Raw genomic sequence first — 22,270 nt, 5'->3', positions numbered from 1 at the left:
GTTGATAGTATTAATCCAAATATAATAAATAATATAGTTATAATCATTTTAATTTTCTTTTTCCTTTTTTATTAATCATTTTCGTTCTTGATGTTTTATATCCTTAATATGTCCTAATTCAAGATAAATAACTTTATCCGCAATTTGCGCAACATCAGCATCATGTGAAACAATAATTATCGTAGTTCCATAATCGCGGTTGATTTCTTGAAGAATTTTTAAAACAATTCATCCTGTTTTCTCATCAAGAGCACCGGTTGGCTCATCAGCAACAAGAATATCAGAATTTTTAGCTATTGCTCTTAGGATAGAAACACGTTGTTGTTGACCACCTGACATTTGTGAAGGGTATTTAAACATACATTCTTCAAGGTCGAAATCCTTAAATAATTTCTTAATATCCAAATGTTTTGACTTGTCCTTCTGTAAATAAGCGCCGGTCTCAACATTATCATAGCTATTTAAATTTTGCAATAAATTATAGTTTTGAAAAATAAATGAAATATTATCGCGTCTAAATAGCGTTTGTCTAGATTCATTTAGATAAGGCAAATTTATATTATTAACAATAACCTTACCACTAGTTGGTCTATCTAGTGCACTTATTATATTTAAAAGCGTCGATTTTCCTGACCCTGATTTACCATACAATATTGCAATTTCGCCCTTTTTTATGGTTAAAGATACACCTTTTAGAACATCGGTTGCAACGTTTCCTGATAAATAAGTTTTCTTAACATCAAAGACTTCGACAATATTGCCATCGCTATTCTTTTCCTTTTCTAATCCATCTTTTTTTCGAGGTTTATTATTTGCTAATTTATATTTTTTTAACGTTGCACTATCTAATGGATGTCCTGATATTCCATCAGCATTCGAAGCTATTGATGTCTCTTTTTTATTATTCATGGAAACATTTAAATCTTCATTTTTAGATTCAACTTTTTTATTTCTTCTTCACATTATTTTCCTTTCAAGGTGTCAATGGCCTTAATTTTATTTAAACTCTTTCAAGTAGCCATCGAGGTCAGAATAAACACTGTTAAGCAAATTGCTGCTGAGATAATAATTGTTGAATAGTGTAAAACAAGTGGCAAGACAATTTGAGATGTAGCCATCATAAATGCATTAAATACCGAAATCAATAGTAATGTTGCAGGTATCATTAATAAACAAGCAAATATTATAGTCGGAACAAAGTTAGCAAAGAATAGTGAAATCTTTTCGCGATTAGTATAACCTAAAACTGAAAACGTAGCTATTGCTCTTTGATTTGAGGCAATCATAATATTAGTGATAACAATTAATATTATAATGGAAATCAATAGCGACATAACAATAAAGGCTATTAGAATAACATTTACAGTTTCAGAAATATCAGCTATAAAACCTGCTTCAATATCTTTACTATTAACGTTAAATGAGGCGCCATACATAATATTTTTACCATAAATAGTATCGGGTTGTATTCCATAAAATTTCGTAAGAATACTGCGTGCTAAACCTTTAAATTCTTCATTTGAATTAGCTTGTTTTACAATCTTTTCATATTGAGATTCATTTATATTAAGAAGTCTAAATAATACGTCTTTATATCTTAATTTAGCTCCAGGGTGCGCTTCATTATAGGAATCAATATTATGTTCATAAACGGATATATAATTTAGGTCTTTATTAGATATAAATATGCGTTTAAAGAATTCTCAAACAGTTTGATCACTTGCACCTTCAACTTCGAATGAAGAGGTCGCACCCCAAAAACCGGTTGATGAATAAGTGGTTAAGGTATCGATCGTTTGGACTGGTGTTGTATCACTAGATAAAATACCATTAAATGCTTCATATTTTCGTCTAAAGTCTCTAGTAATTTTTTGTTTATTTTGTGGGTTTAAGAATATAGCATTTTCTAGTTCTTGTTTACGTGCGTTTTGCAAACGAGTAGTCAATGTGTCATAACCCAAAATTTTGTCTAAGATGTCCTTTCTTGTAATAAATTCACTATTAATGTATGTTTCGGATATATCAATAACTTCAAAGGTATATTTAGTTCTTGGTGGCTTTTGATTTAACGCACGATAACTAAAGCGATCAACATGGTTTAATAAATCAAATTCAATTTTTGAACCAATAGAAAGATTGTATCTTTTTTGGGCAACAGTATTGACAATCAATGGGATTGTAGTATTTTCATTATATTGATAGTTAGCTAATTTTTGTTGTAAATCTTCATTATTAGCATTGTGCATTGAAATGAATCTACTATCACCATAATATCCATAAATCTTTATTTCTTTATTATTATATAGTGTTTTAGCATAAGTATATTTTTCATTAGTTACATCATTTCAATAAATACCACCAAATGATACAAAGAAATCAAGACCTTCAATACGACGGTAGGCATTAACCAAGAAATTACGATATTCCTGTCTATATCTCGATGTTGAAACAGATTTTGGTTTAAAGTATGTTTCATTAATGGGATCTCATTCAATAAATTTAAATTGTTCGCTAATTCTTCCGTTGGATTGATTGTTTTGATATAAAGACGACGAAGTGAAATAAAAGAAGCTCGTACGATTTTTTATATCTTCTGGCTTATTGTTGGCGAGATCTTTTTGAAATTTTTCCAAATCAGTAACGGCAATAATATTTGATATGTCACTATCTTCAACATTTAAATAATCCTTACCGGTTTTTAACTTAGAAATATCAATTAAATATTGAGTAGCTTGCATTTCTTTTGATACACGCTTAAATATTTGCGCGACTCTAGCTCTTTGCGTTTCAGGCAAACTAGCATAAGTAATATCTCAAGGGCTTAATTCAACCGATAAATCAATCAAGATATCAAGTGATGATTTAGTCAACACTGTTGGTGCATACGGAATATGTGGGACATCGGTATTAAATGAACTGCCTGGTCTTAAGAAATTCGGATTAGCATAATCAAGTTGACTACCATTTGATGAAGATGATCCAGCTAAATCATTAGGAACATATAATAATGAATTTATATCAGATTTATTATAAGTAACATAAGGCCCACCTTCAGTTGTCGGGCTTTCAAGATCAAGCTTAAATTTATAGAGTCTATCTTTATATGTTTTTGTTATAGCCTTATTAAAAATGTTGTTTGACGATAAAAAGAACATAGAAATCAACGATGTGGTTGAAAATGCTAAGAATAGCGAGAACATTTTTCAGAAATTATTTAGTGCCATAGAGGCGATAAATCTTGCTTTAACTGGCAGTTTTCTAAACATTGCTGAAATTCTTTGAGCAAAATTCCCAACCTTAAACTCAACAAGACCACTCATTAACTCAATAGGTTTTTTTCTAACAGAAATTGCTGTTATTATAAAAATTAAGAAACTAACAAATAACAACGGTGCAATTATTGTACCAAGGATGGCGGAGGTGTGAATAGGAATTATATTATTTTCAAGTGTCCAGTATGAAGACAAAACATTCATTGCTGTTCCCTGTAAGGCAAAACCAACAATATAACCAAGTAAACCACCAACAAAAGCAGGGATTCAACCAAAAGCACAAAATGCAAATGCTATTTTTGAGGTTTTATAACCCTGAGCACGCAATATTCCAACAACTTTATTTCTCGCTTCAATATATCTCTTCATAATAAAGTATATAATGAATGCAACTAAGATAGTTAAAACAGAAATTAAATAGAATGTGGCATTTTTGATTGAATTAACAATAGTTCTAATGGTTACAATTCTTATCTTTCTTTCAGGATTTATATTGTCTAATTCGTCTTTTAAATAAACCTTTTTGTTAAATGAATTAGGATTAATAAGATTAATATCATTATTAAATTGCTCCTGCAATTCCTTCGGCGATTTATTATGCAAATATTTTCCATTCTCATCAACAGGTGCTTTAACTAATGCATAAGTCTTAACAGCAAAAGTTGGATATGCTGAGTTTATACGGTCAAAACCCTTTGAATTAACATAAATAATTGCTTGGGTATTAGTATCTACTTGAATATTTTCTTCATTAATAACAGGATATAAATAATCAACAGTTGAATCAATACCAATGATTAAATACTCCTGCGTATTAACTTTAACCTTGTACTTTTCATCTAATGAAGAAATAAATAATTGCATAGCATAAGGGTTCGATAGATATTTGCTTATATCACCTTTATAGACTTCTTTACCGTTTTTAGATGCATAACCATAATTAACTTTAGCGACATATGAGCCTGAATCTGAATAAGAAATTAAATTTGATATTTTAATAGGTTCTATGATTTTATATACTGATTTTTCTAAAGATGAGGTAATGTTAATACCAAATAAATCAAGTCCCTTACCATTACTATTTCTTAATTTTTGATTAAAAATATAATTAAATCTAGATAGGTCTAAATCAATAGAAGTATCGTTTTTCGATTCAACATAATAAGCAGAATTTTCAAAATTTTGTGTAATTGCTTCGATTTGATAAAATATATCCTTAACATTCGAAGACTTAAGATTATTTAAAACTTTTTTAACAATATAAGCAATATTACCTTCATTTGGATTTGGACTTAAAATATAATATAAAGGAATTTGAGGAAAGCTTAGTAGTGTCAAAGGATTTAATAGATTATTAGGAATATTTAATAATGATAAATGATTATTAAGTCTTGAATTTTCAATAACCTTTTTGAATGCCAAATCTAGTTCATAATCATCTTTAATTAACGGTTTTATAGGAGTTTTGTCATTAGTTTCAAGGAATGAATCAAGAAACATTTTTAATGAATTATTGTAATAAGTTGGAATTTGCGAGGCTGTTGCAATGTAACCAAAGTTATAAGTAAGTTCATTTGAATTCTTAATTAAAAGGTCAATTATTTTATCAATAGTTTTGGTGTCAATTCTAGCATTAATTAAATTAGATTTAAATAAATTAATACCGTGCGATTTTTTCAATAAAGAAATAAGTTCACGATTTGCTAAATTAGTATGTGCATGAGCATAAGGAATTTTTAAAAGTGTTGCTTGATACTTATTATCGCTTCCTAATATTCCTAAACTAGGAATTGGATTAATAACTTTATCAAAGTTTTGCATTGCCTTAACAAATTCAGGATTTAGCGCTAGTTTATAGATTTCATTTAGAACAAGTTTAATTTGTGCATAAGAAAGTTTTTTAGCATATTGCTTTTCAATAATCTTTTGTCCAGTATTTTGATCAATAGATATTTTATCCTCAATACGCTCAATTCTATTCAAAAAATAAGCCATCTTAATTCATATGCTATATAAAACAAACATATTTTTAATAATTGATTCCTCACCATTTGCAAGAAATGATGAACCTAGATATTTAGCAAGAAAATTATGCAAGGTTTTTAGGATTTCTATTTGTGATTTTTTATCTTTAGCATTTGAATCAATAATTGCTGATAAATAGGCTAAATCAGCATATGATTCGGGCTTTTGATTTTTGTCTTCTAATATAAAGTCGAACTTATTATCCCTTGGTTTAAGAGATTTGAGTTTTAAAAGAGATACAAAATTAAAATATTTTTCAAGTTTAGCAAGTAATTTTGATAGATTATTTAGCTCAATATCATTAACAAGTGCTTGCTGTTTAACAAAATCAAACTCAGATTTAGTCAATTTTAATAAAGTTTTAGAATTTATTGCTTGTTTTACCTTTGCAATAATCTTTTTGATATCAACTAAATCAAACTCATTAATAGGAACATTATATGACGAAGGAATAGAAAAACTGCTAGACAAATTATTTGGCAATGCTAATTTAGGCAAAATAGCCAAATCTAGTAATGAAATTTTTCCTTCCTCTTTGGTTGGAATAGAAATATTTAATTCTTTAACCAAACTTTCTGTTTTGTTTGAAAAGTTAAAAATTTTAATAATCGCATTTTGAATTTGAATAATTTTGCTTGCTGAAATTTCATTTTCGCCAACAAGGTTTAGAGAGGACATAAATGCTGCCAAATAATCAGATTGATTTAAATATTCAGTATTGTAATCGTTATAAATTTTATTATTAGCTGTAATTGGATATTTATTAATCTTAATTAATTTATTAAGTGAATTAGTGAATTGTTCAATATTTATATTTGAAAAAATACTAAATAGTCCTTCGTTAATATTCTTATATGAGCCATCTTTATTAGCGTCTAAGGCTTTGAAGAATTTTTTAGCCTCATCCTTCGTATTTTTATCTAAGTCTTGATTTATATTTTTATATGCTTGAACTCATTTTTGGTAGTAGCTGCTTTTTTGCTCTGGATCAAGTATTTTACTAAAATCTACTAAATTGAAAAGGTTCTTAATGGATTTTTTGAATTTTTCTTCATTCAATGAACTTAATAAAGAAATAATCATCCGTTCATGAGACATTGTTCAATATGTATCATTTACCGCAGTAAACGGTTTATATGGATGGCGATCGTATCAATCGTTTATTATTGCTGAAAATTTAACAAAATCAATTGATGAAAATATTTCGGTTAAAATATCGAAAATTTTTTCTTTATCTCTTATATAAACAAATAGATCTTTTAATGAAATCTTGAGTTGTGGAATAATGTATAAATTAGAAAAATTTAAAATTCCGCTTAGATTATTTATTTGTGAAACAAGATAGTTTTCCCTTTCTTCATTAGTTTTAGCCGATAGTAAATATTGTTTTTTAAAATATAAAAATATCTTTGCAAAGAAATTATGAATGAAAGCATTTGCATTTATATTTATGTATTCAAGATTTTGGTTATTATCTTGCGGCAGAGGTTTAACTAAAAATTTAATAATATCTAAAATTGTTTTTTCTAAAATAAAACGGTTAGTTTTTCCGATGGCAAGCAGTGTATGTAACCCATTGCTTTCAACAGAATCGGTGACAGCTTTGAAAATACGATATACATCACGGCGATCAAATAATTTTCCAAAATCTGTATCTAAAAGAACTGAACGTAATCTATCAACTAAGGTTTTAATTGTATTTTTTTGTGTAATTTCAAGAGTTAAATCTGGTGAAATTGATCCGAATGATATTGGTAAACTTATTGCGTTTCTAAATTGAGGATTAACAACGGCTCAACCGTTTGCACCTATTTCACCACGAACAGTATAATCTTGTTGAACAAGGTAATTATAAACTTCATCCAAGCTTAAATATTCCTTGTCATTAACTAAAACCTTATTTCACACGATATCGTCTGTAAAACCATCAATATTGCTTTGAACTAAAAATATATATTTATTTGGTCTAGGCATTGCAATTGCCCCAACGACAGTAGATCCTCCGGGGCGCTTTATTTCTGGCGTAGCAGTAGTTAAAACCAATATTTTTCCATCAACTAGGGTTGGAATTTTTGTGTTTTCAAGAAAATCATAGTACTTTTCAAATCTTATATCCGCATTAAAATATTCATTATTTGGCGTAAAATTACGAAAAATAGTTTCAACTAACGACCTAGTATAAACAGCAGGAATTTTAGTTATAAGATTGCTATTTTTATCTGGCTTTAATAAGAATTTATCAACATTTTCATTTGAAATACTTGAATGCAAAATAGATGGATTAAGACTTTCGTTATATAACTTACCGACATTATTTTCAAATCCTAGTATTTTTTTATCCTTATCACCAATATTAACAAAATGAAATACATTCTTTTTTGCGTTGCCTTCATTAACTGTTTCAACAGTGATGGTTTTTCTAATACCTAAATTATCTTTACCAACAGTTTTTTTAATATCTTCTAGTATTGAAGAACGAGCAAAACTTAAAGCATTATTACGAATAAAATTTTGAGCTACATTAAGCTTGCTAACATTTGATACATCTTGAAATTCTTCATCACTTAATGGCTGAGATCCTAATTTATTAAATTCTACTTGCTTAATATTTCATAAATTAAAGGCATCAAGGTTTTGTTTATTTTTAGGAATTCGTGTATTTTCTTTCCCTCCACTTCACGGCTGTTTAAAGGTAACATCAATATCATTTTTATCAATTGGAACCGTTTGCACAAAGGTTTGTTTATATTTATTTCCGATACTATAGGTAGTGGTTATGGTCTTATCTCAATAAGAGAAATATAAATGTTGCTCATATTCTTTAGGTTGATTTTTGCTAAATTGCTCAATAAATTTAAAGTACGATCCTTTTCAATTGGACTTATCTTCTTGATTGCTTTCATTTCAATTTAAAATGTAACGATATCAATTATATGAAACCATTCGCTCAGCTCTTCTTATTCATCCTTCCGGAATTTTATAAGTATTATTAGAAGCTAGTTCGATATATAGAGGAGAATTAGAAACTATTTTATTTACATTTGCAAATGTCCCGAGTTTAAAATCATCAACAAGGATATCATCATTAATAATATTTCATTGTGTTGTTTTTTGGTTGCCAGCAATTTTAATTTTTGCATTTTTAGCTTTTTCTTCATTAAAATATCACTTTTGATCATTTGATTTTTTTTCAAATCCCATTAATTCAAGGACTTTATTAGATTCAATAACATATAAAACACCTTCTGCTTTTCATTCATCATAATCTTGGGTCAAAAATGATGCTTGTTTAGTTACGGTATTGATATAAAGAGGCGAGGATTCTACAACGCTATCCTTAATTGTTTGTTGATTAAAAGGTCCTTTGGGACCATATGATATAGTTAAAATATCACCTAATTTTACTTTTGTTTTAAATCTTATTAAGTCATCGGTATTAACTCTGTTTACTTTAGTTACCAAAGAATATTTATTTCCCTCTTTTTGATAAACTTTAAATTTTCTATTTTCACCTGAAAAAGTAAATTCTCTAATCTTTTGGGGATTAGGGTTTTCTTTATTAATCTCGAATCTAACACTTGAAACTTGACCTGAAAGTTGTTCATAATATAATTTTAAAAAGTCTTCAGTCTTCAAATAATATTTAGGATTGGTGTTTCAATTTTCGATAGTATCTTTTATGTTTATAAAATTGTGCTCGCTTCCCGGCAAATTGATCGTATAAGAAACATCCGAACCATTTTTAGATGATTCGAATTTTATTGGTGAAGTAATAACACTATGATTATCCTTGTCGATTTGATTATATCCATGGCTAGGGATGACTCCTGAAGGATTAATATCTAAATCAACAGTTAAATCATGCAATTTAGAAACCTTATCATATGCATTTATTGTTCGTGAATATGAAGTCTTAACATCATTTAACAAAGTAAATAAAAATGTTGTTAAGAAAATTAAGATCGTTAAACAAATTAATGTAACTTTGTTTTTAGCAAGTGACCTAAAAACTTCTTTAAATAATCTCTTCATCTCTCACCCCTTCCCAAACTTTGTAATGTTAATTATATAGTTTATTAAATTATTATTTAATAAATTTTTTTAATTATGCAACAAAAAATTCTGCTCATGTATATAATGAGCAGAAAATTTAAATTTATTTTTTGGAATTTTCTTTAATAATTATCGACCATTTTCTTGGGATAAAATTAGGGGTAGGAATTTTTTTTTCATAATAAACCAAGACATTATCGATAGTAAAAAATTTATCTAAACATAAAGTATTAAATTTAATTTTTAATATATTCTTAATATTTCTAGAATTATCAATTTCCTTTTGAAAATTAGTTGATTTTAAAAAACAAAAAATTGAACCTATTTTTCCAACATGATGAGATATTTCAACAAGATTCTTTAATTCTGAAACTGCTCTTGCGCTTATAAAATCAAATCTTTCCTTTTCTAATGATTCTTCTGATCTTATTTTAAGAATCCTTACATTTTTTAAATTACATTTTTTGACTACAAGCCATAAAAAATTTACCCTTTTTTGCATCGGCTCATAAATTGTAAGATTAAAATTTTGACTATATATTAAATAAGGGATAATAGGAAAACCTGCTCCTGAACCAATGTCAAGAACCTCCTTATTACATAGATTTGCAATATTTTTATTTATATTTTTAAAAATAAGAATTGATTCTATAATGCCCTCTTTAATTAATTTTTCACCGTAAAAACCTGTTAAATTATACTTCTTATTTTCCTCTTCAATTAACTGATAATATAAATAAAGTTTAGCAATTATGTCTTCATCTTCAATGCAAAGATATTGAGTTATAATTCTTCTAAATTCTTCCATTACTATATTCTTTATAAATTTCACTTATTGATGTGCTATTAGTATTAGCCTCAATAACTAAACCAAGAAATTCGGCCATTGATAATTCTTTTAGCTTCTTAAAATGTGATAAATGTGAGTGATCTACTGAATTAGTTATTATAACTTCATCAATGATAGGATTGCTTTCAAACATTTCAAAACCTCTTGAAAATAACCCGTGTGTTGCAGCGATAATAACTTTGTTAGCGCCTTGTGCCTTTAGAGTTTCTGCGGCATGTATAATAGTTCCACCAGTATCAATAATATCATCGTAGATGATTACATTTTTACCATTAACATTACCTAAAACGCCCATAATTTCAGATACATTTGGGCCAGTTCTTCTTTTATCAATAATTGCAATTGGTTCATCGGAATTTAGGCATTCTGATAATTGACGTGCTCTAACTGCGCCGCCATGATCAGGAGAGACAATAACAAATTTATCTTTTCTTTTTCTTAATTCTTTAGCAAAAATAAATTGACCTCTTAGATCATCAACAGGAATATTAAAAAAGCCTTGAATTGATGCATTGTGCAAATCAACAACAATAATTTTATCAGCACCAGCAGTTTCTAATAAATCAGCAACAAGTTTGGCTGAAATTGGATGTCTGCCGCTTGTTTTTCTATCTTGTCTTGCATAACCATAATAAGTAGTAACACAAATAATTCTTTTTGCGCTAGCACGCTTCAGTGCATCAATAAATATCAAAAGACTCATCAAATTATCATTGACTGGTTTTCCTGTATTGTTGATAACAAAAACAGTTTTATTTCGAACAGTTTCGTCGGGATAAACTAAATTCTCGCCGTCAGCAAAAACAACTTTATTAACCTTTTTAACATCAGTGTCTAAATATTTAGCAATTTCATTAGCTAGTTTTTCAGAATTGTCCATCCCAAAAATAATTACATTTTCATCTAATTTTTTCATTTTTTTTAGCTTAAATTTTCCTTCCCTAATTTTTAATATTAATTTTAATATATTAATGTGTTAATATTTAACTTTTTCTTAGATTATTACAAAATTAAAAAAATAAGCCAAGTTGACTTATTAATTATAAGAAATGCTTATAGATCTTACGATAAATAATTTTGGTTATTATCACAAGAAATGTATAGGTCGAAAGCAACAGTGCAAGCCAAGCATAAAATATCGAGGGTAGCGGTGCTAGTTGCAAGGAAGTATTTAGCTTTGGAATATAAGGAAGAGCAGTTACCAATGCAACTCCGGTCAAGGTTGAAATAATCACCGGAGTAGAAGCGTTAGATTTAATTAGTGGCACTTTATCAGTTCTTAATAGATGAATAACAAAAGTTTGTGTTCACATTGAGATGACTAATCATCCGGCTCAAAACATCAATCTAAATTCTTTTTGTTGTTCAAGAGATAAATTACTATAATCACTAATTTTGGTAAATGTTGTTTGTTTAATTGCTTGTGGAATGATAACAAAAAATAATAAACAAAACGACATAACATCAACAATCGAACTAGCAGGGCCAAATCATAGCATAAATCGCCAAATAGACTTATGTCCCCATTGCCGCGGAGATTGAATAAATTCTTTATCTACATTATCTCACGGAATTGTTCCACAACAAAAATCATAAATTAAATTTAAAAAAATAATTTGCACAGGTGCTAAAGGAATAAATGGAAGCATAATTGAGGCTATAACTACGCTAAAAATGTTTCCAAAGTTTGAGGACACAGTCATTTTTATATATTTATTAATATTGGCATGAGTTTTTCTTCCCTCAACTATCCCTGTAGCCAAAACATTTAAATCTTTTTCAAGAAGAATGATATTAGCTGACTCTTTTGCAATATCAACTGCTGTATCTACAGATATTGATACGTCAGCAACCTTCATTGCTGGTGCATCATTAATACCATCACCCATGTAGCCAACAACGTGACCATTATTACGCAAAATGGTAATTATTCTAGCTTTTTGATCGGGGCTAAGTTTAGCAAAAATTTGTGTCTTTTCGACTTCGATTGCTAGCTCGACATCACTAAGTTTAGTAATATCTTTTCCTAGCAATATTTTTTCATAAGGAATGCCGACTTTTGAACAAACTGCCTTTGTAACCAGTGGATTATCACCAGTTAGTATTTTTACTTCTACGCCCAAATTATGTAACTTCTTAATAGCATCTTCAGCAGAATCTTTCGGTGGGTCTAAAAATGTTAGATAGCCTATTAAAGTCATATCTTTTTCATCGTTTACACTCAGTTTTCCGACAGCATCAATATTAGACTTTTTGGAAGCGACAGCAACAACTCTCATTCCTTCTTCGCTAAATTCCTCAACCTTATTCAAAACTTTACGGATTACCTTTTTATCAAGAGGAATTACTTTTCCATCTAAATAAATTGTGCTACATACATTAATAATTTCTTCAACAGCTCCTTTAGTAATCAATGTAACCTTATTATTTTTAAGAGACTTTACAAGCACTGACATACGCTTTCTATTGAAATCGAAAGGAACCTCATCAATTTTCAAATAATGCAGTTCAAGATTATCTAATGATTTTTGTTCATCAGCTAAATCAAGGGTACGATTAATAATCGATTTATCTAGTAGGTTTTTTAATCCCGTTTGATAATAAGAATTTAAAAAAGCATACTTTAAAACATGATAATCCTCTTTCCCATTAACATCAAGGTGCCTTTCAAGAATAATTTCATCTTGAGTTATTGTTCCAGTCTTATCAGTACATAAAATATCCATAGCACCAAAATTTTGGATAGAGTTAATATTTTTAACAATAGTTTTTGCCTTCCCCATTGCGATTGAACCTTTTGATAAACAAGCAGTTACAATCATTGGCAACATTTCAGGGATTAATCCGATAGCAATAGATATACCAAATAATAAGGCATTAAATCATGCATTGTTTCCTTCAATCTTTTGATGGGTTAATCCAACAATTAAAAAAATGATAGGAATAACAAAAGCAATGATGCAGGTTAACATTACAGAAATTTTTTTAATACCCTTTTCAAAGTTAGTAGGGACTTGTTTTTCATTTAATTTTGAAGCCACCTTACCAATGACAGTATCATTTCCGACTACTAGCACCAATGCCTTTGCTGAACCAGAAATAATGTTTGAACCCATAAAAGCAAGATTGGGTCTATCTGTCAGATTATCATAATTAGTTTGTGCATCAATAATACTATATTTTTCAATTGCATCGCTTTCGCCAGATAACGAGGATTGCGAAACAAATAAGTCTTTTGCCGCAATAATTCTAACATCACCAGGAATAATATCACCAGCTGCTAAATGGACAATATCACCAACAACTATTTCGTCCATCGGTATTTCCTTTAAAACCCCATCACGCTCAACCAAACAAGTTGTCTCAATAATTTCAATAAGTTTATTGGCACTAGAAGCAGATTTTTGTTCTTGAATAAAGTGAATAATACTGCTGGCAAAAACTATTACCAGAATAATAATGACAGTTATATAATTAACTTCATTATACTTACCACTACTTATTGGCAATATAATATCGACTACAGCAGTAATAATTGTAAGTATAAAAAGAATAATATTAAACAAATTAAAGAAAGAACGGATTAATCTTTTTCCAACAGTGTCAGCCCCTTTTTTGGAAATTTTATTTACACCATATTCATCGCGGTTTTGCTCAACTTGTTTTTCAATCTTGATACCATTTTTAGAAGATTTATATTTTTCAAATAAAAGTTCTACATCACTAATAGATGCTTCAACTAGTCGCTTATTTATCGGATTATTTTTTGCCAAATCTTGCTTAGATAATTTAATATTTTGACTCTCAATATTATTAACCTTTGCTTTCTTCATTATTCACCTCCTTTATATTTAAAATATGTTTAAGGAAGCAGTAATTCTACATAATTAACAAAATGTGCTTAGTGAAAACACAATATTTGCACTACTTCGATCACTACTTTGTACTTCCATTAAGTCACCTTTCCATTTTATATTTACTTAATTTTACATTAAACAACAATTTAAAAAATAAAAAAGTAATAAACATACCTCTTAATATCTAACTTTCATATAACTGTTCTAATTCTTTTTCAGAAAGATTATAAAGGTCTCCGTTTTTAACTATTTGACCATTATTAATAAAAATATATTTAGAAAAATTATTTCTAAGGACATTTAAATCATGAATATTAACTAAAACTGTTGTGTTATATTTCGTGTTGATATTTTTTAAAATTGACATTATATCCTTTGATGTTTTAATATCTAGTGAACTAGTTGGTTCATCAGCTAAAATAATATCAACGTCTCTTAGCAAAATTTTTGCTATTTCAACACGTTGTTTTTGTCCGCCTGATAAATCAGAAATTTTTGTAAAGATCTTATCTAAAATTCCTAAGGAGTCGAGAACATTATAAATTTCTTGTTTTTGTGATTTAGTTATTATTTTTAACAAGGAAAATAATACATTTTTATATTTTGAATAAAAATGCAAAATATTTTCATAAACATTTAACGACTCAATAAGATTTGTTTCTTGCGAAAGATAACCAACTCTCTTTACTATTTTTTTTCATTGTCGTTTTGAAATGTTCTCTATATCATATTCATTAATAAAAAGTTTGCCTTGACTAGTTTTTAGTTGTTTTAGAATGGCATTAAACAATGTAGTTTTTCCTGAACCAGATCTTCCTATAATAGCAATCATTTCACCTTGATTAATTAACAAATTTATATCATTTAATATATTCATCTTTGATCTTGGATATGCGGCATAGTAATGCTCAAATTGAATTTTCTTCATATTTTAATATTATATTGTAATTTTTAATATATTAATATAACGCAATTATGCAAAAAATAAATTTACATCATATTAATATTAACAAATAGGCCTGCCATCATAAATTCTCAATAAATTAAACTTAAAAGACATAAATAAAAAAACTCCCAATTAAAGAGAGATTTCCATGTTTAAACAATAGCTTTAATCATTACTTAAAATCTGGTTCTATACCTAAATTTTTAAGAATTTCAACAACAGTTTCCTTCATTTCCTTTGAAAATGAATCAAATATGGATTGTTCATCGTCTGTTAATCTAATTTTTGGTAAATGACGATAACCATTTCTTCCTAAAATTACAGGTAATCCAAAATAAACACCACTATTTTCATACTCTTGTGGAAGTTTAACTCCTAATGAATAAATTGCTTGACGATCTGTTAAAATTGATTGCGTAATTTCGGCTAGGTTTTCACCAATTCCAAAATTTGTAATTCCTTTTCCAGTAATAATTTCAAATGCTTCATCCTTAACTTTTTGATTTAATTTTTGTAATCATTCTTCCGAAATTGTATTATTTGCTAATCAATCCTTTAATGAACCAAGTCCTATTCTTATTTTTGAAAACGGAATTAAACATCTTGCTCCGTGTTCTCCAATAACGAATCCAGTGATCGATCCTGCCTTAACATTAATTTTTTCAGACAGGAATTTTTTCATTCTAGCGGTTTCAAGAATTGTTCCAGATGATATAACTCTTTCAGGAGCGAATTTTGTGATTTGTTGATATATTGAAGCCATAATATCAACCGGGTTTGAAGCAATAATAGTAATACCATTAAAACCTGATTGCTTTATTTTTGTTCCTATTTCAGCAATTAATTTAGCATTATCTGTTAATAATTCAAGTCGGTCTTTTAAAACTCCATCCTTCGGTTTTACCGATGCAGTAATAACAATGATCTCAGCATCTGCTAAATCTTGATAAGTTCCAGCCACAAATGTTGAACCGCTTTGTAACATCGAACATGCAGCATCATTCAGATCTTTAGCTTGTGCTTTTGCATATTCAACAAAGGCATCAACCAATACATAATCAGCCTCAATCGATTTATTCAATGAAGCATATAAATAGGCCGAACCAACGGCCCCAACGCCAATAATTCCTATTTTAGTCATTTTTTTGTCCCCCCATTAATTCGTTAATTTTTTTAGCCATAACGATATTAAACGTTTTTAATCCAGTTTCTTCAAATGGATCTATCTTCATAAGATGTGCACTCATTATTGATGCACGATGAATAAAGGAAACAATTCAACCCAATGTTTTGTCCTCTAAATCGCTAATAACTATATCTATAAAAGGTATTTGAATACCTAGATAATAATCCTTAGTTGCTTGCAATAATGTCTTATTTACATTGTTAAATGTTTTCTTCATTAAAAAATTAAGTTCATCGCCATCATTGTCATTAACAATAGCTATATTGAAGTCAAACATGGGATTTTGAACCAAAATATGAGTATTAAACATTCTTCTTTGCTTATTATAAAACAAATTAGCAAACGTTTTAGTATCAGAAGGATGAATAAATGTGTTAACCTGTATTCCTTTATAACTCCGATATGAAGACGAAACCAGATACATAGCAAATAAATCATTTAAACATTTATAAATTTTAGATCCCGAAACAATATTCTCAATTGCAAAAATGTCTTTCTCTTCATGATTGCGATCTTGTTTATTAAATATATATCTAACTAGAGCATAACGATATGAACTATTATTTTCTAAATTTGTGTTACTAAAATATTCATTTGCTTCTTTTGCTCCTTCAATATAATCATCAATGTCAATATTAGCACAAGCAAGAGGTAATAAAACTGCTGCTGAATAGTTTAAATATCTTTCAGGGGTATTATCTAATAAAACTAAATGATTATAATTTTTTGTTTGAACAAGATTGAATAATTTTCCATAGTTGTTATTAGTTGTTATAAAAATATAATTGGTTGCATTATTTCTGCCAACCTGTATATTAAGTAATGTAACCAATTCTCTAAAAACAATTAAGCTCTCAATATCCTCTCCATTTTTTGATATAACATTAATTGCAAATGACCTATTTTCTAAATATTGAATTAGGTTTAAGATATCTATTCCTTCATAACTTTCATCAACATACATAATCTCAATTCCACAATTGTTTCTTAAGCGGGAATTCGCTAGGCCTATTATACTCTTTGATTGAATACATATATGTTGTGGAGCAATGACAACAAAGGTTTGAATTTTTTCATCATTAAAAAATTTGACAATTTTTTTTATCTTTGAATAATCACTCCTTTGGATATTTCTATCAATTTCAAAAAAACCAAAATTTTTATATCCTTCAATTTCTTTGGATTTTATTTTATCATTAATATCGTTAATAATATCCTTATATTTACCACTAAATAATTTAGAGTCAATAACCTGGTCAGATAAAAATTCTATCTTACTTCTAATCGCCATAATGTATTCCTTTATTTGTAAAATCAAGCAATTTATCAAACTTAGCGCCATTTTTATCAAGTTTAAAACTAAAAGGATTTCTTAATTCCTTTGGATGAATTTGCTTAAATGAAAAAATAAGTTCACCATTTGCTGCTATATCAATAATTATTAGTTCTTTAATGTCATTAATCTTAAAAAATGAATTCAAATTACTTATATAATAATCACTAACTTCAGAAATGCCTAAATAACCAACATGGTTGGTTTTGGTTATAAGAGTTATAAATTTGCTTGAAATTTTGTAAACCTTTGCCTTTATTATTTGACCAACTGAATAACTCATCTTTTTCCCTTTTAAATGTACTTAGTAGCATATAAATTATATGCTAAATAACAAAAAAATAATTATGATATCCAAAGTATATTTTATATTTTCAAAACAAAATAGCATATCTATAAAACTTACTCTTAAATCCAATATTAATTACAACATAAGTAAAAAGAGATTTTTTCCTTTTTGCAAACTAAAAAGTACTATAATTGAATCATAAATTTATGAACAGGGGTGCCCATTAAGGCTGAGAAATACCCTCGTTAGCTGATCCAGATAATACTGGCGTAGTGAGTTCTTATTTTTTGGTCATCATCCCTTTTTAATTAAATTGAAGGGATTTTTGTTTTATGAAAAATAAAAAAATAGCGTTTATACTAAGCCTAAGCACTCTAATGTCCACATTTGCCTTTATTTCTATTGCGTGCAGTGCAAAGCAGGATGCTAATTTAACATTAAAATTTGTTATAAATGAGCCTTTTTTTGGTAATAAAAAACATCTATTTTTTAGCAAAATTTTATCTGAATTTAAAAAGAAAATAAATAAGGATGCAACAATTAAAGTAAGATACGTTTCAGCAAATAATGATATAGCTAGTATTGTTAGAAAAAAAACAAGCAACGTTGCTATCATTACGACTCCTTTATTTATCAGAAACAATGACCAAAATATTATTCCTATCTTACAAACTATGACTAGGGCATTTAAATTTGATAAAAATTTTAATGATAGCTACTCAGATGGATCAAACACTGACAAATTAAGAATTATTGCTGCTAAATTACAAAAATTGTTTAATAAAAAATCATATACCGCATGAACCGATGAAGAATATAGTTGGAATGGAAATATATACGAATATTTCTATGCAAAAAATAATGAATTAGTTGAATACTATCGTGGCATTATAATGATTCAAGGCACAAATGAAGAAAGAGAACAAATTAAAAAAGCATGAGACAATAAAGATTGAAATACTTTTAGAAATTTTGGTATTGTGACCGGTAAGGAAAGCAGCGGTTCAAAATATATTCTACAAGAAGCATTATTCAAAAAACATTTTAATCTAGAAAACAATAAATTTAATTCTTTTGCTGAAGATAAAATAAAAAATATCGAAAAATATACACAAGGAGAAGCAAAAAATATAGCGAATGGTTCACTTAAAAAATATCATATTGTTTTCGATGAAATGGCCTCGTTTGCCTATCGCAATAATAAAAGGGGCAAGTTCTACACCCCTGATGATGAGAATGTTAAAATTGAGTTTTTAACAGCCACTGATCCACTAAAGTATAATGTTGTAGTGGTTAATAAAGATGATTTCAATACGGAACAAATAAACTATTTAAAAAATATAATAATAGACTTATGAAGAAAGAACGAAGATGATTATGGTCCTACCGTAGGATTTAATGGCTACAAAATAATTAATGATGTTGATAAGGAAGTAATACAACCTTATAATAAAATATTTAGTTAATATGTGATTAAAAAGAAACATTTTTAAAGAACAGTTAAAATTAGGCAATACTATTTTAAAAAACGGACCATATCGGCTAGTTTGAAAAATAGCATTTTTTGTTTTTATTATTTTATTAATTATAGCTTCAATCTATATTGTTAATTTTAGTTTTGCACCATCAGGTATTAACCTCTTTATTAAAAATTTAAGAGATTTTTTTTCTCCAAGTAGTTTTAGCAATATATATAAACAAAATCTCTTTTATATTTCTTTTTTGTTTTTATGAAATAGTATAAAAATAATTTTCCTAAGTACAATTATTGGATTCATGCTCGCATTTCTCACTTCGTATTTTTCTAATATTAAAACCAATAGCAAATATATAGCTATTCCATCTAAAGTTATAGTAATTGCTTTAAGAATTTTTCCAGAATTGTTTTTTGTATATTTATTTAAAATTTCTTTTGATAAAAAACTAGCGATAGCATTAATTTTTTGTTGGTTTACATGACTTTGATTGCATGAGTATTTTTCACAAATAATTGAGAATGCTAATTTTAGTATTTTTTATCATTTGGTAAAATCACAGCACTCAAGACAAAAGGCTTTTTGAACAGAAATATGACCTCAACTTAGAAAAAAATTCATAAGTTACTTCATCTATGCATTTGAAACAAATTTACGTTGGTCAGCAATACTAGCTAATATTGGTTTTTTAGGGATAGGAATTTTAATAAATCCTCAAATTCAGCCAATAAATTATACAGAACTAATAATACCTTTGTTAATACTAGTTTCCTTCTTGTTTTTAGTGGAAATTATTAGTGAAAATATAAACAAATTTCTATTTGAATCTCGAAAACAAGATAATATCAATTTTAAGAAATATCAAACTAATAATATAATCAAAAAAACTTTTATTTCACTATTTATTTTACTTACCTTTGTGCTAATTTGCATAGCTATAAAAGATTTAGCTTATGAAAAATTTTATGAGACCGAAGCTACTAGCTTTTTAAATAATATGTTTAAGGGGAGTTGAAAAGATATAATTTTTAGCTTCAGCGAAGATGGAATTTTTTGGATTATCATTCAATTTGCATCACTTGTATTCTTAACCTTCATTTTAACATATTTTATTTCATATTTTAGAATGCTATTAATGTCTAAATCAATAGTAGGAAAACATTTAAGTATCTTTTATAAGTATTTAAATATATTAATAAGAGCAATACCTGCTGTTATTATATTTCTAATGCTTTCAAATCTTTTTGAAGAATTGTCAGCATCATTTGTTTTTGCTTTTGGTATCCATAGTGCATCTTCAATATCAAGAAACTTATATCAGACAATTAATAACATTAGTATAGAAAAAATAAAAGAATTAAAAAAACTAGGCTTCTCTAATTTTTTGATATATAGAAATTTTATTCGCCCAAAAATTAGACTAGATTTCATTAGCTTTGCAAGCCTAGAACTAGAAAAAATAGCTAGAAATTTTATAATTTATGGTTCTTTGTCTTCTTCATTATTAGGCCAAAAAACAAATCTAACAAGAGCAAAAGATATAGCTGATGTTTCGCCTTATTTGTGAATAGGTTTTATTATCATTGCGCTAATCAGTTTCACTTCATATTTCATAAGATTTAGTATTAAACAAAGAAATTAAAATAAAAGACAGATAATCTGTCTTTTATTTGTTTATGTCAGTCACCTGAAATGGTACGCCCTAGAGGATTCGAACCTCTGACCCAATGGTTAAAAGCCATTTGCTCTACCTTCTGAGCTAAGGGCGCTTCTGGTGCCCAGAACTGGACTTGAACCAGCACGGCCATTACAGCCAACGGATTTTAAGTCCGTAGCGTCTACCATTCCGCCACCTGGGCATTAATTGATTAATGCTTAAATATTATAATATATTTTTTAAAAAATAAAAAAAATTAATTTTATTACCATTAATTATGTGGATTCTCAATTATTTTGCTACATTGCAATTCTCAATTATTTTGCAACATCCTATAGTTTAAAATAATTATAAGAGGTAATGTGAAATATAAAAAAATAGAAATCCGGAATTTAACAGATTTTGAGAAAAAAAGAAAAGGTATTTATATCGATATAACTAATGAAAAAAATAAAAATAAACTAAATTGCCATAAAACACGAAGTTAGCCGTTTTACAGTTTTTAAAATTAAAAATCTATAAATTTTGACGGGACATTTAATGTCTCGCACAAAAAAGGGAAATAAATATAGACAAAAATTTAGTGCTGATCTTGTAGATTATGAAATTGAAAAAATCAGAGATTTTAGTTCTTTTATTTTTGATCAACCTAGAGATAGAACTAGAAATGTTACTATGGCAATTTATTATAGAACAAAGAGTTCAATAATGTCTTTAAAAACTCTTTACAGACGCACCTTAAAAAAGGGGGGGTATGCAACAGAGCACTTGCACAAGGCGACTAGAAAAGAAGCTAAAAGAAACACAAAAAATATTTTAAATAACGCAAGTTTTAGAAACAATATTTTATTATGCAATAAATAGCAGATTAGAGAATCTTAAAACAATAGAAAAAATGCAGTAATAAAAAATACCTGGAAAAATCTTTCTCCAGGTATGATCGTGGGATCGATGCTACGCCAGACACAATGGGATTGGGTGAAACTTTTCATACTTACCACGCTATTGATCCTGCCACTAGTAGGCTTTTAGCAGTCCGTGTGTCTAAAGAGGAAACCGATATTGGTTATATGAATCTGCTTGAAAAACTTTTTAGAACACATGGAATTCCGCAGATTATAAGGACCGATAAGAGAACAATTTTTTGAAAAAAGAGTTTTCATGTACACCTATTACTGAGTATTTGCAATCCTTAGGCTTTAAAGTTCAAACTTCTAGTGTTTTGCAATTTAAGTCTTTTGTTGAAAGGTCTTTTAAAACTGCTCAATTAAATTATCCCATATGCTTTAAAATAAAGAATATAAAACATTGAACAGAAATTAGTAAA

13 protein-coding genes, 2 tRNA genes and 1 riboswitch are annotated in these 22,270 nt (G+C 28.0%); of the genes, 4 read left to right on the top strand and 11 right to left on the bottom strand.

Annotated features, from left to right (window positions below; genetic code table 4):
- Positions 1-48 precede the first annotated feature (48 nt).
- The 9 genes from ACWXVO_RS00725 to ACWXVO_RS00685 form a co-directional block, all read right to left on the bottom strand.
- Positions 49-963 (bottom strand): ABC transporter ATP-binding protein, encoded by a 915-nt coding sequence (locus tag ACWXVO_RS00725; protein ID WP_444704803.1) that lies wholly within the window; start codon positions 961-963, stop codon positions 49-51.
- Complete coding sequence (locus tag ACWXVO_RS00720; protein WP_456001927.1) at positions 963-9,329, bottom strand: ABC transporter permease; 8,367 nt, start codon at positions 9,327-9,329, stop codon at positions 963-965. Before ACWXVO_RS00720 ends, ACWXVO_RS00725 begins: the two co-directional genes overlap by 1 nt.
- Before the next feature lie 124 nt (positions 9,330-9,453).
- The gene (gene rsmG / locus ACWXVO_RS00715; RefSeq protein WP_456001924.1) at positions 9,454-10,158 is read right to left on the bottom strand and encodes a 16S rRNA (guanine(527)-N(7))-methyltransferase RsmG; all 705 of its coding nucleotides are present in this window, start codon (positions 10,156-10,158) and stop codon (positions 9,454-9,456) included.
- Positions 10,145-11,116, bottom strand: coding sequence for a ribose-phosphate diphosphokinase (locus ACWXVO_RS00710; RefSeq protein WP_438340349.1), 972 nt, complete (start codon positions 11,114-11,116; stop codon positions 10,145-10,147). The genes rsmG and ACWXVO_RS00710 overlap by 14 nt, the downstream gene beginning before the upstream one ends.
- Positions 11,117-11,240: 124 nt before the next feature.
- A complete protein-coding gene (gene mgtA, locus ACWXVO_RS00705; protein WP_456001921.1) occupies positions 11,241-14,033 on the bottom strand; it encodes a magnesium-translocating P-type ATPase in 2,793 nt (930 codons plus the stop codon).
- 208 nt (positions 14,034-14,241) lie between these two features.
- Positions 14,242-14,985 (bottom strand): phosphonate ABC transporter ATP-binding protein, encoded by a 744-nt coding sequence (locus ACWXVO_RS00700; protein ID WP_456001918.1) that lies wholly within the window; start codon positions 14,983-14,985, stop codon positions 14,242-14,244.
- A gap of 190 nt (positions 14,986-15,175) precedes the next feature.
- Positions 15,176-16,144 carry a lactate/malate family dehydrogenase gene (locus tag ACWXVO_RS00695; protein WP_438340352.1) on the bottom strand — a complete coding sequence of 323 codons (969 nt, stop codon included), beginning with the start codon at positions 16,142-16,144 and terminating at the stop codon, positions 15,176-15,178.
- Positions 16,137-17,480, bottom strand: a complete 1,344-nt coding sequence (locus tag ACWXVO_RS00690; RefSeq protein WP_456001915.1) for a hypothetical protein — start codon at positions 17,478-17,480, stop codon at positions 16,137-16,139. Before ACWXVO_RS00690 ends, ACWXVO_RS00695 begins: the two co-directional genes overlap by 8 nt.
- Entirely contained in the window at positions 17,470-17,805 is a 336-nt protein-coding gene (locus tag ACWXVO_RS00685; protein ID WP_444704808.1) for a hypothetical protein, read from the bottom strand. Before ACWXVO_RS00685 ends, ACWXVO_RS00690 begins: the two co-directional genes overlap by 11 nt.
- A 208-nt stretch (positions 17,806-18,013) precedes the next feature.
- A riboswitch (TPP riboswitch) is annotated at positions 18,014-18,104 on the top strand.
- Between the two features lie 39 nt (positions 18,105-18,143).
- Between ACWXVO_RS00685 and cypl the strand changes: the two genes are divergently transcribed.
- On the top strand, positions 18,144-19,277 hold the full coding sequence (cypl, locus tag ACWXVO_RS00680; protein WP_456001912.1) for an ABC transporter thiamine pyrophosphate-binding lipoprotein p37/Cypl: 1,134 nt from the start codon (positions 18,144-18,146) through the stop codon (positions 19,275-19,277).
- Positions 19,278-19,587: 310 nt separating this feature from the next.
- The gene (locus ACWXVO_RS00675) at positions 19,588-20,928 is read left to right on the top strand and encodes an ABC transporter permease subunit (RefSeq protein ID WP_456001909.1); all 1,341 of its coding nucleotides are present in this window, start codon (positions 19,588-19,590) and stop codon (positions 20,926-20,928) included.
- Positions 20,929-20,979: 51 nt separating this feature from the next.
- Here ACWXVO_RS00675 and ACWXVO_RS00670 read toward each other — a convergent pair.
- Both ACWXVO_RS00670 and ACWXVO_RS00665 read right to left on the bottom strand, forming a co-directional pair.
- A tRNA-Lys gene (locus ACWXVO_RS00670) sits at positions 20,980-21,055 on the bottom strand.
- Positions 21,056-21,058: 3 nt separating this feature from the next.
- Positions 21,059-21,145, bottom strand: a tRNA-Leu gene (locus ACWXVO_RS00665).
- Between the two features lie 338 nt (positions 21,146-21,483).
- Between ACWXVO_RS00665 and ACWXVO_RS00660 the strand changes: the two genes are divergently transcribed.
- Both ACWXVO_RS00660 and ACWXVO_RS00655 read left to right on the top strand, forming a co-directional pair.
- A complete protein-coding gene (locus ACWXVO_RS00660; protein WP_456001906.1) occupies positions 21,484-21,807 on the top strand; it encodes a hypothetical protein in 324 nt (107 codons plus the stop codon).
- 280 nt (positions 21,808-22,087) lie between these two features.
- Positions 22,088-22,270 (top strand): hypothetical protein (locus ACWXVO_RS00655; RefSeq protein WP_456001903.1); only part of this gene is annotated, 183 nt, incomplete at its 3' end.

The sequence above is a fragment of the Mycoplasma sp. 1890 genome, from assembly GCF_053851615.1.
The sequence above is the reverse complement of the archived record's forward strand: the minus strand, read 5'-3'. Positions and strand labels throughout refer to the sequence as shown.